This window comes from Halorubrum sp. SP3, from assembly GCF_005435195.1.
Taxonomy (GTDB): Archaea; Halobacteriota; Halobacteria; order Halobacteriales; family Haloferacaceae; genus Halorubrum; species Halorubrum sodomense.
The window spans coordinates 1-14,511 of sequence record NZ_SGTU01000007.1; the positions used below are offsets into that span (position 1 = coordinate 1).

A 14,511-nucleotide genomic window follows, 5' to 3' on the forward strand; every position below is an offset into this window, starting at 1 on the left:
GCCGCTTTTAAGCGGCCGCGACGAGGCTGGGGAGGCGTGAGGTGCGGTTGCTGTGGGGGGCGGGGTGGGACGCAAAGGGGCAGTTGGGAGGCGGACGCAGGCGACGTAAGTAGCGTGGCGCTACGCGCCACGGAAAGCCGGCGGCGGAGCCGCCGGCGACACCGCAGCGAGGGAGCGATAGCGACCGAGTGAGGCGCGTGGTTCGAAACGCCAGCGCCGTTTCGTCATCACGAGACGCCGAAGGCGTCTCGAACGACAGCGAGCGTGCGCCCGCCTCGCGACTGGGGCTTTGGCGGTGTTCTCCGCGATCCGTTAGCGACGACGTAGTGCCGAGCGATTGGAGCGTTGGAGGGATTCGCTGCCGATCCGTGGTCAATTATAAACGAGCGCCGGGGGATCTGAGAATATCACCGCGACCTCGGTGACATCGATCCGTCCCGGTTAACAGCAGAACATGAAGGGGTAGACGAGGGCGACGCGGTCGCCCTCCTCCAGTTCCGTGTCGAAGCCGTTCTCGTTCTCGTTGAAGTGGCCGTTCACGAGGATCCGAGCGTAGGCGATGGTCTGCTCGCCGACCGGGTTCTTCGACCACGTTCCGGGCAGTTCCTCCGGCGTCGGCGCCCAGCCGCTGTGGGTCGCGTCGGACTCCGACTCCGCGATCAGCATGTCCTGGAGCTGCGGGTAGTCCTCGAACAGCTCGTCGAGGAACGCCCGGAGCGTGTCGCCCTCGAAGGTGTACTCGAACTCGTACACGCCGAGCTCCGTGCGCACGTGACCGGTACACCGCACGGTGACGGTCGTCTCCGCCTCGGTCGCGGTCGCTTCCGGCCCCTCCGCTCGGCTCGCGTCCGCGTCGGTCGGGGGCGACTCCGCCATCTCGGTGGTCTGAGCCATACGCGTACGTACGCTGCCGCTCCGGGTAAGCCGGGTCACGAACATGTTCACGGGAGGACGGACCGAGACCGAGCGGGGTCGACCGGTCGCGGTCATCGACCGGTCGCGGTCGCTCCCGCGCGGCGCGCGTCGGGGCGCCCGCCACAGGAGCAGTGAGATCGCTCGAAACGGCCCGGCGACGACGGTTTCGGACGCCGGGAATCCGACCGAACATGTTGCCGCCAAACTCATAGGCCGTGTCGGCGGTACGCCCGCCCATGCGACTCACGCGCAAGACGATAGCGAAGGTCATCGTCGCGGCGTTCCTGTTGAACCTGGCCGTGATGGGCGCCGGGGCGTGGTTGGCGTACCAAGAGGCGCCGCCGATACCGGACGAGGTCGTCGGTCCCGACGGCGAGACGATCGTCACGGGGGCCGAGGTCCAAGACGGGAAGGAGGCGTTCCAGCAGTACGGGCTGATGAACCACGGGTCGATCCTCGGGAACGGCGCGTACTACGGCGAGGACTACACCGCCGACGCGCTCGAACTGAAGGTCGAACACATGCGCGAGTACTACGCCGACGCCGAGTACGGCGCGGCGTACGACGACCTCGCTTCCGGGGAGCAGTCGCGCGTCGACGCGCTCGTCCGCGACGAACTCGACGCGGCGCACGACGGGGGCGACGTCGTGGAGTACTCCGCCGCGGAGGTGTACGCCCACCGGCAGGTGCGCGAGACGTACGTCGAACGGTACCACGAGGGCGACCACGACCGCGGCGTCCCCGCGGGGATGATCGGCTCGGCGGAGGAGGCCCGGAACTTCGCGGACTTCGCGCTGTGGACCGCGTGGTTCTCGCACACCGACCGCCCGAACGCCGACCACTCGTACACCAACGAGTGGCCGTACGCGCCCGGCGTCGGTAACGACGCCACCGGCTCGGCGATGACGTGGAGCGTGATCGCCATGGTGCTGCTCGTCGGCGCCGCGGGCGCGGCGATCCTCCTCTACAAGTCGGTGAAGCTCCCCGAGCCGTCCTCGGAGGGCATCTCGGTTCCGAAGCCGGGCGACGTGAGCGTCTTCCCGAGCCAGCGCGCCGCGCTCCGCTTCATCCCCATCGCGGCGGGGCTGTTCCTGGCGCAGGTGCTCTTGGGCGGGCTGCTCGCCCACTTCTACATCGAGCGGGCCGGGTTCTTCGGGATCGAGCGGGTGTTCGGGATACACGTCCTCCAACTGCTCCCCTTCGCCATCGCGAAGACGTGGCACATCGACCTCGGAATCTTATGGATCGCGTCGACGTGGCTCGGCGCCGGCCTGTTCCTCCCGCCGCTGCTCACCGGCCACGAGCCGAAGCGACAGGGGACGTACGTGAGCGTCCTGCTCGGCGCGCTCGTCGTCGTCGTGGTCGGCGGGATGAGCGGCATCTGGCTCGGTGCGAACGGCTACCTCCCCGGCGAGCTCTGGTGGCTGCTCGGCAACGAGGGGCTCGAATACCTCGAGGTCGGGAAGGTGTGGCAGGCCGGCCTGCTCGGCGGGTTCATCCTCTGGGCGGTCCTCGCGATCCGCGGGCTCAAGCCCCTGCTCGACCGCGAGCCGGTGTACGGGCTCGCGCACATGATCCTCTACGCCGGCGGCTCGATCACCCTGCTGTTCGTCGCCGGCTTCATGTTCACGCCGTCGACGAACATCGCCGTCACGGAGTTCTGGCGCTGGTGGGTCGTCCACATGTGGGTCGAGGGCGCCTTCGAGTTCTTCATCGTCGCCATCATCGGGCTCACCCTGGTGTCGATGAACCTGCTCTCGCGGCGCAGCGCCGAGAAGGCGGTGATGCTCCAGGCGCTGCTCGTGATGGGAACCGGCGTCGTCGGCGTCTCGCACCACTACTGGTGGATCGGAATGCCGGACTACTGGGTGCCGATCGGCAGCGTCTTCTCGACGCTGGAGCTGCTCCCGCTGATCTTCATCCTCTACGAGGCCATCGGCCAGTACCGCGCGATGGCCGAGACCGGATTCCCATACAAGCTCCCGTTCATGTTCATCGTCGCCAGCGGCGTGTGGAACTTCGTCGGTGCCGGCGTCCTCGGCTTCTTCATCAATCTCCCGCTGATCAACTACTACGAGCACGGCACGTACCTCACCGTCGGCCACGCGCACGCGGCGATGTTCGGCGCGTTCGGCTTCCTCGCGCTCGGCATGGTGACGTACATGCTCCAGCTGTCGATCGACCCCGAGCGCTGGGACGGCTCGTGGCTCCGCGCGTCGTTCTGGTGTTGGAACGTCGGACTGGCGCTGATGGTGTTCGTCTCCGTCCTCCCGGTCGGCTTCCTCCAGCTCGACGTCGCGTTCACCGAGAGCTACGCCGCGGCCCGCAGCCTCGCGTTCTACGAGCGGGACATCGTCCAGACGCTGTTCTGGGCGCGGCTCCCCGGCGACACGCTGATCATCGCCGGGACCGCGATCTACGTCGCGGACCTGATCCGCAAGCGGTTCGTCCTCCGCGCGTCGGAGGACGACGCCACCGTCGACGACATGGCGGTCGCCGAGGGGATCGTCGGGGACGACGACTGACGGTCGTTCCCGGCCGCTCGCTGACCGGGGAGATCAGTAGTGCCAGGGGTACTCGCGGAACTGCGGCTCCCGGCCCTCCAGGAACGCGTCGCGGCCCTCCTGGGCCTCCTCGGTCATGTACGCGAGCCGGGTGGCCTCGCCGGCGAACACCTGCTGGCCGACCATCCCGTCGTCGGCCATGTTGAACGCGTACTTCAGCATGCGCATCGCGGTCGGCGACTTCCGGGTCATCTCGTCGGCCCACTCCAGCGCCACGTCCTCCAGCTCCTCGTGCGGGACGACCTCGTTGACCATCCCCATGTCCGCGGCCTCCTCGGCGGAGTAGGTCTTCCCGCGGAAGAACACCTCGCGGGCCTTCTTCTGGCCGATCTGTTTCGCGAGATACGCGGAGCCGAACCCGCCGTCGAACGAGCCCACGTCGGGGTCGGTCTGGAGGAACTTCCCGTGTTCCTCGCTGGCGAGCGTCATGTCGCAGACGACGTGCAGCGAGTGGCCGCCGCCGACCGCCCAGCCGGGGACGACCGCGACGACGGGCTTCGGCATGAACCGGATCAGCCGCTGGACTTCGAGGATGTGGAGCCGGCCCGCCCGCGCCGAGCGGACCAGGTCGTCGTCGTCGTCGCCCGCCTCGTCGTCGTCGCGGTACTCGTAGCCGGAGCCGCCGCGGACCGACTGGTCGCCGCCGGAACAGAACGCCCAGCCGCCGTCCTTCTCGGAGGGGCCGTTGCCGGTGAGGAGGACGCAGCCGACGTCGGCCTGCTTGCGCGCGTGGTCGAGCGCGGCGTACAGTTCGTCGACCGTGCCGGGCCGGAAGGCGTTGCGGACCGCGGGGCGGTCGAAGGCGATCCGGACCGCGGGGACGTCGACGGCGCGGTGGTAGGTGATGTCGTCGAACTCGTCGGTGACGCGATCCCACGCGTCGGGATCGAAGATGTCCGAGACCATGCGGGACCGTAGGCCCGGGGCGCGTATAAACGACGCCGGATCGAGCGACCGGGAGGACCCCGGCTCACGAGGAGCGGTCCTCGCCGCGCTGCGCGACGAGGACGGGGATCCGGGCCCAGCGCCGGGGACGGACGCCGGAGCGACGATTCGTCCGTCGGGGCCCGTCAGTCGTTCTGCGCGTGCGCACCCTTGGGGTGCCCCTTGTGCTGGAGGTTGCGGTTGTCACGTTTCCGCGTCGCGGTCGCGGGGATGACCTCGCGGGCGGGCCCGATCTCCGACCGCGGCATCCCGGTGTAGCCGTGGTCCGGATGCTCGGAGCAGTGCGCCATCGCGTCGTGCGAGCCCTCCCAGGGACCTTCGTCACAGCCGTCCGCCGTACAGACGAACACTATCTCCTCTGACATGCTAACCGGGGGTTTCCGGCCGGTGTATAAAAATCTCGCACCGAAATTATCAGAACTGATTCGATACGGGTAACCGTCGAGATCGACGGACTGCGCGGCCGGATCGTCAGTCGCTGACGGCGGGCGCGCCGAACAGCTCGACGCTCGTCCCGTCGTGGCGGCAGTCTTCGAGGGCGTGTTTGGCCGCGAAGCCGGCCTCGTGGGCGGAGGCACCGCGACCGACGCCGACCTGGAGTTCGATGTCGACGTCGTCCTCGACGTGCGCGACCGCCGACGAGAACGCCGTCTCGGGGAGGTCGGGACAGACCGCCACGATGTTGTCGCCGCCGACGAAAAAGGAGAGGGCGCCGTGCGCCTCGCGGAGGTGGCGCATCAGCGAGCCGTACGCCCGCTCGATGTTGATGAACGTGTCGAACTCGTTGAGTCGGTCGGTGTACTTGCCGGTCGCGTTGACCACGTCGAAGTGCGCGACCTGGAGGTCCGACCGGTCCGTCTCCGAGAGGTACTCGCCGGCGAGCACCTCGGTCCGGCTCTCGTCCTGCGCGCTACCCGCGGTCTGGAGCCGTCTGTTCGCCGCCTCGAGCGCGTCGACGGGGCGTTCGGCGACCGCGGTGCCGAGGCTCACGCTGACGGGGTAGCGGTTGCCGATCGACTCCTGAAGGGTCGCGTGGGCCGCGCCGTCGACGCCGTTCGTCACCGCAATCATGTTGTCGAACCTGGTGAAGAAGACGTAGGCGTCGCGGTGGCCCAGGAACTGGGCGACATCGGCGAAGAGCCGCGACTGGAGCGTCTGGAGGTCCATCTCGCGGCGCGGCTCCGGCGTCGTCGTCCACGGCCCATAGTTGTCGATCTGGACGAGGGTCACCTGAGTCGTCGTCACAGTGAACACCGATACGGAACGCTGCCGCTTTACCCTTCCGTTATCCCGAAGGTGGAACCGGTACCGAGTTCGTGATCCGAGGCGGTCCGTCGGCGTCGGCGGTCAGTTACCGTCCCCGTCCCGGGCGCAACCCCTACGGCCGTGGCGTCCCCACTCCGGGCATGGAGTTCAGCGGCGCCGTCCTCGACGTCGACGGCACGGTCGTGCGCGGCGACGATCCGATCCCGGGCGCCCCGGCGGGGTACCGGCGGCTCCGCGAGGCCGGGATCGAGACCCTGTTCGTCTCGAACAATCCGACGAAGGCGCCGCCGGCGTACGTCGACCGCCTCGGCGCGGCGGGGTACGACGTCGACGCCGAGAGGGTGTTCACCGCGGGCAGCGTGACGACGCGGTACCTCCGGGAACACCACGCGGACGACGACCTGCTCTGTATCGCCGACCCCGGACTGCGCGACCAGTTCGCGGCGGCCGGCCTCTCGACGACCGACGACGTCGCCGCCGCCGACGCCCTGGTCGCCTCCATCGACCGCGAGTTCGACTACGACGACCTCTGTACCGCGCTGTGGGCCCTCGAACGCGATATCCCCTTCATCGGCACCGACCCCGACGTGGTGATCCCGGCCCCCGAGCGCGACGTCCCCGGATCGGGCGCCGTGATCAACGCGATAGCGGGCGTCGCCGAGCGCGACCCCGACGCCGTCCTCGGCAAGCCCTCGGACACCGCGATCGAGATGGTCCGCGAGCGACTCTCCGCCCCCGCCGAGGAGTGTCTCGTCGTCGGCGACCGCCTCGACACGGACATCGCGCTCGGCGAGCGCGCCGGAATGACGACCGTCCTCGTCCGCTCGGGCGTCACCGACGACGACACCCTCGCGGCGTCGGAAACTGTCCCCGATCACGTGATCGATCACCTCGGCGAGATCGACCGCGTCATCGGCTGACGATCGGCTCTCCGCGAACTGTCACCGCCGCCACGTGGAGAACAGTTATATGGGCGGACGTGTACGGCTCTCTCATGGGAGTGGTTGACTCGCACGAGGATCGGATCGGTGACGACGAGGAGGACCCGGAAGAGTCCGTCCGCGTGCTGGAGGGACACGCGGTCCAGTTCAACGAGTACCGATACTGACATCGGCGTCGCGGTGACGGCGGTCAGCGGTCGACCGCCCGACGGCTGTCGGGACCGTTAAGTGGTCGTCGCGGGTAGCCGAGGACGTGCTACGGAGGGTCCGACGCGCGAGTGTGTTCGCCGCGGTGGCCGCCCTCGCGGTCCTCGCGCCGGCGCTCGACACCGCCGCCGCCGTCCCCTTCTTCGCCGTCGCCGGGGGCGCCTTCTTCGGCGTCCGCGACGGCGAGTGGTTCGAGACGCTCGCGTTACCCGGCGACCGGGAGGCCGAGCGCCTTTACGGACTCGTCTCCTTCGCGCTCGCCGGCGCCGGCCTCGCGCTGTTCGCGTCGCTGCCGCGCGCCCCGCTACCGTACGAGGCGTTCGCGGCGGCGACGCTCGCGGTCGGGGCCGGCCGCCTCGGTCGGACGCTCGTCTCCCGCCGGACGACCGACGAGTTCCCGCTGGTCGCCGGCTACGTCGTCGTCGGGACGGCCGCGGCCCTCGTCGGACAGATCGCGGTGCGACTCCAGACCGGCGCTCCCGTCGACGCCGAGACGGTCTCCCTGCTCGTCTTCCTCGCCGCGGCGGCCGCGCTGACGGCCGCGCTGATCCGCTCGCTCGTGTTCTCGCGGGACGCGCACATCACGACGGCCCTCGTCGCGTTCGTGACGTGGGGGTTCATCGCGCTGGAGCCGACCGTGGAGGCCCCCCTGATCGCCGCCGGCCTCGCGGTGACCGGCGCGCTCGGCTACGTCTCCTTCGCCATCGGCACCGCCTCGGTGGCCGGGATGCTCACCGGCGTCGTCTCGGCGCTGCTCGCGGTCGTGCTCGGCGGCGTCGGCTGGTTCCTCACGCTGATGTCCTTCTACGCGGTCGGCGGCCTCGCCTCGAAGTACCGGTTCGACGAGAAGGCGGACAGGGGAGTGGCCCAGGAGAACGAGGGCGCCCGCGGCACCGGCAACGTGTTAGCGAACTCCGCGATCGCGCTCGCCGCGGTGGTCGGCTACGCGGCCGCGCCGCACCTCGCCGTCCCGGCGGCGCCGTTCGGGTTCGTCTTCGCGGGCGCGACGGCGACCGCGATGGCAGACACGCTCTCCTCGGAGATCGGCGGCCTCTACGACGGCCCGCGGCTGGTGACGACGCTCCGACGCGTCGACCCCGGGACCGACGGCGCGGTCACCTGGCAGGGCGAACTCGCGGGCTTCTCCGGCGCGGTGCTCGTCGGCGCGCTCGCCGCCGGCGGGAGCCCGATCCTCGATCCGGTCGTCCCCGGCGGCGTCGCCGCGGGCGGAGCCGTCGCCGCCGCCGGCGTCGCCGGGATGACCGTCGACAGCCTCCTCGGCGCCCTGATCGAGGGCGACCGGGTCGGCAACCAGACCGTGAACTTCCTCGCGACGCTCGGCGGCGCGGTCGCCGCCGTCGCGCTCTGGACGGCGGTGTGAGATGGCTGACGAGGACCGAAACCCCCGCGTTCGCCCCGGACGACCCGCCGACGCCGCCCGGATCCGGGAACTCCAGTCGCACCTCCGACAGCCGAGCCCGGACCTGTTGGAGTACGGGCTCGCGGTGGGCGCCGCCCGCGTGAGCGTCGCCGACGGTCGGGTCGTCGGCTACCTGCTCCCGGTGGACGCGCCGAACCGCTCGGGCGTCCACGTCGCGGAGCTCGTCGTCGCGCCCGCGTTCCGGCGCGAGGGGCGCGCCCGAGCGCTGCTCGCCGCGACCATCGCCGACGCCGACGGACCGGTGACGCTTCAGGCCCACCCCGATAACGACGCCGCGCTCGCGCTGTACGAGTCGCTCGGCTTCGAGGTCGTCGAGCGGCGGCCGGGCGCGTACGCCGACGGCGACGCGCTCGCCCTGCGGCTCGCTCCGGACGGGTAGCGGGTCGGCCGTCTGGGAGCCGCCGTCTCCCGGCGTACCGGGGCTTCCGAGCGCCGCAGACACAAGGACTATTCGGGCGCCACGTCTCCGGACAGCCATGAGTGACGCCGACGCGGAGACCGGGGCGATCGACGTCGACTTCGGCGATGACGGGCTGGTGCCGGCGGTCGCCCAGGACGCCGACTCCGGCGAGGTATTGATGCTCGCGTACGTCTCGCCCGAGGCGCTGGCGCGCACCCGCGAGACCGGCGAGGCCCACTACTACTCCCGGTCCCGCGAGGAGATCTGGCACAAGGGCGCCACCTCCGGCCATACCCAGTCGGTCCGGGAGGTCCGGGTCGACTGCGACGCCGACACCCTGCTGTACCTCGTCGACCAGGCGGGCGGGGCCTGCCACACCGGCCACCGGTCGTGTTTCCACCGGACGATAGACGGCGAACACGTCGGGGAGCGCGTCTTCGACCCCGACGAGGTGTACTGACCGATGGCCGAGGGTGCCGGCGGGACGGCGCGGCGAGGCGACGAGGAGGGCGGAGCGGGCGACGACGACCCCGTCTCCGAGGCGGGGGAAGCGGCCGCCCGGCTCCGTGAGCGCTACGACGAGCTCCGGCGTATCGAGGAGCGGATCGACGGCTACGGGCGCGACCGCGTCGAGGCGGCCGCGGACGCCTACCGCCGCGCCCACCGGATCCTCGACCGGTACGAGGAGGACGCGGTCGGCTCCGGCGACTTCGAGTCGTACGTCCGGTTCCGCGGGGAGTTCGACGACGCGACCGACGTCGACGACGACCTCCCGGCCGCCGACGCCTTCGAGGCGGCCGACGAGGCGGTCGACAAGCGCCGGCTCTCGGAGTCGGACTTCGCGGCCGCCCGCGAGGCGCTGGAGCCGGCCGGGGAGTTCGTCGACCTCCTGGAGGCGTACGACGACGCGGTCGACGACTACCGGGGAGCCAGGAAGGCGGCCCGCGAGGCCCGCAAGCGTCTCGACGCGCGACTCGACGAGCTCCGCGAGGTCGCCGCCATGGCCGACGCCGACCTCGACGCCGACCTCGACCGCCTCCGCGACCCGATCGAGGCGTACGACGAGGGGATTCGGGCGGCGTTCCGGGAGTTCTTCGAGTCGGCGTCCGCCCGCGAGGTGTTCGACTTCCTCGACCGCGCGGACGCGACCCCGTTCGTCGACGTCGACGTGCCCCCGACGGACCTGGCGGAGTACGTCGAGACGCACGCGGCCGGCGAGGAGCCGCCCGCGACGCTGCTGGAGTACGCCGACTACACGAACTCCAAGCTGGAGCACTACGTCGACGACCCGGGGGCGCTGCGCACCGCGGTCGCGGTCCACCGGACGTACCTCGAACGCCTCGACGGCGAGCCGCTGACGGTGGACTGGCCGCCGAAGCCGGGCGACGAACTCGCCTACGAGATCGACGAGCTGGTGCCGCTGGTCGGCCGGATCGCGGACGACGAGGTCGTCGCGACGCTGCGCTCGGTCCGCGAACTCGCGCGGAGCGACGAGTACGAGCGACTCCGCCGCGCGGCCGAGGTAAGGCACGAACTCGACGACGACGCCCTGGCCCTGATCGACCGGGGGGAGGCGGACGAGCGCGTCGCCGAGGCGGAGCGGACCCTCTCGCTCGTCGACGACGTGCTGGCGGAGACGGAGCGGGAGTGAGGGGGGCGGGGGCCGAGAGGTCGGTCCGGGAGAGACCGGACGCCCGGCCGCCGCGGAGTGCGGATTTTAAGCCCCGTCGCGGCCGAGCGACCGTATGACCAGATTCGACGCCGCGACGGAGGACGAGCGGCTGAAGCTGTTCGCCGACGCCGCGGCCGCGCACCGCGCGCGCTCCGGCGACGTGATGACCGTCGACGTCGATCCCGACAGCGACGACACCGACGGCGGCGAGATCCCCCCGTGGATCCAGCTCGCGGGCACCGAGCTGATCATGGACTGCACCGACGACGAGCTGGACCGCCTGAAGGAACTGCTCTCCGAGTTCCCCGAGTTCCGGATCGACGAGCTCGTCAGCCCGGAGGAGGCGGAGGGGACGAACGCCGTCGTCACCGCCCGCTCGGACGCGAACCGAGTGGCGGGCTTCGTCGAGCGCGCCTTCCGCGAGGTGTACGAGCTCGACGAGGAGTACCGGGCGTGGGTGACGGCGATCTGACGCCGACCGCTCCGGTTCCCCCTCGCCGCTCGGCCGTCACTTCGCGAAGTAGCTCGTGAAGAAGCCCGAGAGGAAGGAGCTGATCGCGACCGCGACGAGGAGGTCCGCCGTGCTGTGGTCGCCGTCGGAGGCCGTGAGCCAGGTGACTGCGACGCCGATGCCGAGCGATATCAGGCCGTTCGCGGTGTCCGCTTTGAGTCCCATGTCCCGGTATTGCCGTCGGAGCGACAAAACCGATGCGCCGGATGTCTCCGCGGCCCGACCGCGGCGCTCCGGGGGAGTCGCGGCGGGCGTCAGTGGAAGCCGCGGTCGACGTCGTCGTCCTCGATCAGGTCGTCGAGCTCGCTGGTGAGCAGCTCCTCGGCCGCCTCGAAGGTGTCGGAGAGCTCGTCGAGCTCGTCCGGGCGCCCGTCGAACTCGTACTCCATCGGGCCGAACGCGGGCGACTCGACCGCCTCCATCATGTCCTCGAAGAGGTGGTCGGGCTCGGTCGGCGCCTCGGCGTGGACCCGCAGCGCCTCCGTGAGCCGCGTCGCCATCTCCTCGGCGTGCTCCTCGTCTTCGGGCGCCGACTGCACCGCGAACCGGCCGTCGCTGTCGGCGTCCGGGAGGAGCGGATCGAGCTCGTCGTCGACGCTGCGGGCGACTCGGGTCCCGACCCCGCGGAGGTCTCGGGGGTTCTTCGCGTACGTCTTCAGGTGGTAGAGCCCGACGCTCGGGTGACCGAAGTAGAGGTCCTCGCCGAGGCCGCCCTCGCGGGAGCCGGCGACCGCCCGCCAGCCCTCGGGGTCGGTCGAGTCGCTCGCGACGTCCGCGAGGATGTCGTCCCAGTCTCGTACGCGCATGTCGGTCGAGAGTTCGGGACGGCGAGCTCAAGAGCGTGTCGGTGCCGGCGGAGCGGTCGGGCGCGATCGATCCGACGGTCACGGCGACCGCCGACCACGACCACCGACAGCGTTTTTCGGTGCCGCCGCCGAGCGGGGACGTGAACGTTCGCGGGCCGATCGTCTCCGTCGGGGAGGCGCGGACGGTGTCGACGTCGTACGGCGAGCGCGACCTCCGGGAGGTGCGGATCCGGCCCGACCGCGGCGCGGGCGACCCGGTCGACGTGACGCTGTGGGGGAAGTGGACGGAGACCGCCGAGCACGCGGAGCCGGGGATGGAACTGCTCGTCACCGACCCCGAGGAGGACGAGTATCGCGGCGAGACGGGGTACGCGACGACCGACGAGTCGTGGGTCGTCCTCGAACCCGACTTCCTCGTCGACGTGACGGGGATCCGGTCGTGGGTCCAGTGCCCGCGGATGTACTACCTGAACAAGCTCTCCGGGATCCCGCTCAACTACCCGGTCGTCAAGGGGACCATCGTCCACGAGGTGTTCGGCGACCTGCTCCGCGGGATGGATCTGGAGGCGTCGGTCGAGGACCGCGTCGCGGAGGCCGGCCTCGAGCTCGGACTCCTCGGCTACGAGACCGCGGAGGTCGAAGACGAGGTGCGCCGCAACGCCGCCGCCGTCGAGGGGTGGCTGGCGCAGGGGACCCTGAGCGACGAGGACACGTGGCGCTCGGAGTTCACCCTCATCTCGCCCACGTTCGGGCTGAAGGGACGGGCCGACGCGCTCCGGCGCGGCACCCCGGTCGAGCTGAAGACCGGGAAGAACACGAAGCGCGAACCGCGGTTCCACGACAAGGTCCAGGCCGCCTGCTACGCGCTGATGCTCGACGAGCGCGGCGTCGACCCCGACATCGGGACGCTGCTGTACACCAAGAACACCGCCCTCGACCGCAACGAGGAGTCGGGCGACCTCGCGCCCGCCAAGGAGTTCACCGTCGGGCGGGGCTTCCTGGAGTTCGTCGTGCGCGAGCGCAACGCCCTCGCGGCGATGGAGTGGCGCGCGCTCAACGACCGCGGCGAGCGCCCCACCGTCCCGACGGGGTACGAGGCGGACGCGACCTGTAGCTACTGCTTCGAGCAGGACGCCTGTATGGTCGTCTCCGGCCGTCTCGACCAGGAGTCGAAGGCGGGCCAGATCGGCGAACCGATTCCGGACGAGGAGCGCGACTACTTCGACCGCTTCTACGTCGCCTTAGAGGAGGAGCGCCGCGAGACCCACGCCGAGTACCGGAAGCTGTGGGAGCAGACGCCGGCGGAGCGCGCCGCGGACGACCGCGCGCTGATCGGCCTCGAACCGACCGGCCGGACCGAGATCGACGACGCCCGGTGGGAGCTCCGCGCCCGGAAGCCGGGCGACGCCGTCTCGAAGCTCCGCGAGGGCGACGTGGCGCTCGCGAGCGACGGCGACCCCGTTTCCGGGCACGCGGAGCTCGGGCGCATCACCCGCCTCGGGAAAGACGAGGTCGTCGTCGAGGCGGACGAGCCGGTCGAGCTGCGCCGGCTCGACGTCTACCCCTCCGAGATCTCCGTCGACCGCTCGCTGACCGCGCTCCACGACGCGGTGCTGAAGGGCGACACGGACCGCAAGGACGTGCTGTTCGGTCGCCGGGAGCCGGAGTTCCGGGACGTAGCTGACCGCCCCGCAGAGACCCCCGACGCCTACATCGACAACAACGACGCGCAGAACGAGGCGGTCGAGCTCGCGGTGGACGCCGAGGACCTGGCGCTGATCCACGGCCCCCCGGGCACCGGGAAGACGTACACCATCGCCCGGGCGATCCGCGCGCTGGTCGAGGAGGGCAATCGCGTGCTGCTGTCGGCGTTCACCAACCGCGCGGTCGACAACGCGCTCGAGGCGCTTCGGGATCAGGGGTTCGACGACGTGTTGCGCGTCGGGACGGAAACGGGCGTCCGCGACGACATGCGGGACGTGCGGCTCGTCCAGCGCGGCGAGCCGAACGCGAAGGCGGCGGAGCTGCGGGACGCGCCGGTCGTCGCCGCCACCACCGCGGCCTGCGGCTCCCGCGTCATGCGCGAGTGCGAGTTCGACGTGGCCCTCGTCGACGAGGCCTCCCAGCTCACGGAGCCGGGGACCCACGCCGCGATCAACCTCGCGGACCGGTTCGTCCTCGTCGGCGACCACGAGCAGCTCCCCCCGGTCGTGCGCGCGGAGAACGACCTCCGGACCTCCCTCTTCGAGCGACTCATCGAGGCGTATCCGGACGCGAGCGTCATGCTCGACCGCCAGTACCGGATGAGCCAGCGGATCCAGGCGTTCGCCTCCGCGGAGTTCTACGACGGCGCGCTCCGCCCCGCGACTCCCGAGGTGGCCGGGCAGACGCTCGCGGACCTCGGCGTCGACGCCGGCGCGCTCGCGCCCGAACTGACCGGCGGCGTGGGGTTCGTCGACCCCGACGGCGAGCGCGACGGAAACCGGAACGTCCGCGAGGCCGAGCGCGTCGCCGGGGTCGTCGACGCCTACGTCGCGGCCGGCGTCGACCCGGGCGACATCGGCGTGATCGCCCCGTTCCGCGCGCAGGTCGCGGAGATCGGCCGCCGGACCGACGTGACCGTCGACACCGTCGACCGCTTTCAGGGCTCCTCGAAGGAGGTCGTCCTCGTCTCGTTCGTCGCGACCGGCGACCTCGACGGCCCCATCTTCGAGGACCACCGCCGCGTGAACGTCGCGCTCACCCGGGCGAAAAAGCAGCTGACGATCGTGGGCGACGCCGAGGCGCTCGGCTCCGACCCGTTCTACGCGCGGATGCTCGACTGGGCGCGTCGGTGAGGGGTG

Annotated in this window: 14 protein-coding genes; 8 read left to right on the forward strand and 6 right to left on the reverse strand. The window is 70.9% G+C overall.

Annotated elements, in window-relative coordinates:
- Positions 1–441: 441 nt before the first annotated feature.
- Positions 442–894 carry a MoaD/ThiS family protein gene (locus tag EXE42_RS07055; protein ID WP_137706202.1) on the reverse strand — a complete coding sequence of 151 codons (453 nt, stop codon included), beginning with the start codon at positions 892–894 and terminating at the stop codon, positions 442–444.
- A gap of 257 nt (positions 895–1,151) precedes the next feature.
- Here EXE42_RS07055 and EXE42_RS07060 point away from each other — a divergent pair, with 257 nt between their 5' ends.
- Positions 1,152–3,440 carry a nitric-oxide reductase large subunit gene (locus EXE42_RS07060; RefSeq protein WP_137706203.1) on the forward strand — a complete coding sequence of 763 codons (2,289 nt, stop codon included), beginning with the start codon at positions 1,152–1,154 and terminating at the stop codon, positions 3,438–3,440.
- Positions 3,441–3,473: 33 nt separating this feature from the next.
- Here EXE42_RS07060 and EXE42_RS07065 read toward each other — a convergent pair whose 3' ends face one another.
- The 3 genes from EXE42_RS07065 to EXE42_RS07075 form a co-directional block, all read right to left on the reverse strand.
- Positions 3,474–4,385, reverse strand: coding sequence for a 1,4-dihydroxy-2-naphthoyl-CoA synthase (locus tag EXE42_RS07065; RefSeq protein WP_137694474.1), 912 nt, complete (start codon positions 4,383–4,385; stop codon positions 3,474–3,476).
- A 164-nt stretch (positions 4,386–4,549) separates the two neighbouring features.
- Positions 4,550–4,789: a hypothetical protein gene (locus EXE42_RS07070; RefSeq protein ID WP_092920249.1), complete on the reverse strand. Its 240-nt coding sequence runs from the start codon at positions 4,787–4,789 to the stop codon at positions 4,550–4,552.
- Between the two features lie 106 nt (positions 4,790–4,895).
- A complete protein-coding gene (locus tag EXE42_RS07075) occupies positions 4,896–5,669 on the reverse strand; it encodes a GTP cyclohydrolase III (protein ID WP_092920493.1) in 774 nt (257 codons plus the stop codon).
- Between the two features lie 161 nt (positions 5,670–5,830).
- Here EXE42_RS07075 and EXE42_RS07080 point away from each other — a divergent pair, with 161 nt between their 5' ends.
- The 6 genes from EXE42_RS07080 to EXE42_RS07105 all read left to right on the forward strand — a co-directional run bounded on the left by EXE42_RS07080 (position 5,831) and on the right by EXE42_RS07105 (position 10,823).
- A complete protein-coding gene (locus EXE42_RS07080) occupies positions 5,831–6,610 on the forward strand; it encodes an HAD-IIA family hydrolase (RefSeq protein ID WP_092920248.1) in 780 nt (259 codons plus the stop codon).
- 274 nt (positions 6,611–6,884) lie between these two features.
- Entirely contained in the window at positions 6,885–8,219 is a 1,335-nt protein-coding gene (locus tag EXE42_RS07085; protein WP_137706204.1) for a DUF92 domain-containing protein, read from the forward strand.
- 1 nt (position 8,220) lies between these two features.
- Positions 8,221–8,658 carry a GNAT family N-acetyltransferase gene (locus EXE42_RS07090; RefSeq protein ID WP_092920246.1) on the forward strand — a complete coding sequence of 146 codons (438 nt, stop codon included), beginning with the start codon at positions 8,221–8,223 and terminating at the stop codon, positions 8,656–8,658.
- 97 nt (positions 8,659–8,755) lie between these two features.
- Complete coding sequence (hisI, locus tag EXE42_RS07095; protein WP_092920245.1) at positions 8,756–9,139, forward strand: phosphoribosyl-AMP cyclohydrolase; 384 nt, start codon at positions 8,756–8,758, stop codon at positions 9,137–9,139.
- A gap of 3 nt (positions 9,140–9,142) precedes the next feature.
- Entirely contained in the window at positions 9,143–10,330 is a 1,188-nt protein-coding gene (locus EXE42_RS07100) for a hypothetical protein (RefSeq protein WP_092920244.1), read from the forward strand.
- A gap of 94 nt (positions 10,331–10,424) precedes the next feature.
- Positions 10,425–10,823 carry a hypothetical protein gene (locus EXE42_RS07105; protein ID WP_092920243.1) on the forward strand — a complete coding sequence of 133 codons (399 nt, stop codon included), beginning with the start codon at positions 10,425–10,427 and terminating at the stop codon, positions 10,821–10,823.
- A gap of 36 nt (positions 10,824–10,859) precedes the next feature.
- Here EXE42_RS07105 and EXE42_RS19250 read toward each other — a convergent pair whose 3' ends face one another.
- Both EXE42_RS19250 and EXE42_RS07110 read right to left on the reverse strand, forming a co-directional pair.
- The gene (locus EXE42_RS19250) at positions 10,860–11,027 is read right to left on the reverse strand and encodes a hypothetical protein (protein ID WP_167603303.1); all 168 of its coding nucleotides are present in this window, start codon (positions 11,025–11,027) and stop codon (positions 10,860–10,862) included.
- A gap of 89 nt (positions 11,028–11,116) precedes the next feature.
- Positions 11,117–11,668 carry a hypothetical protein gene (locus EXE42_RS07110; protein ID WP_137706205.1) on the reverse strand — a complete coding sequence of 184 codons (552 nt, stop codon included), beginning with the start codon at positions 11,666–11,668 and terminating at the stop codon, positions 11,117–11,119.
- Between the two features lie 140 nt (positions 11,669–11,808).
- On the opposite strand from EXE42_RS07110, the gene EXE42_RS07115 reads away from it, so the two are divergent.
- Positions 11,809–14,505, forward strand: a complete 2,697-nt coding sequence (locus EXE42_RS07115) for an AAA domain-containing protein (RefSeq protein WP_092920492.1) — start codon at positions 11,809–11,811, stop codon at positions 14,503–14,505.
- Positions 14,506–14,511: the final 6 nt, after the last annotated feature.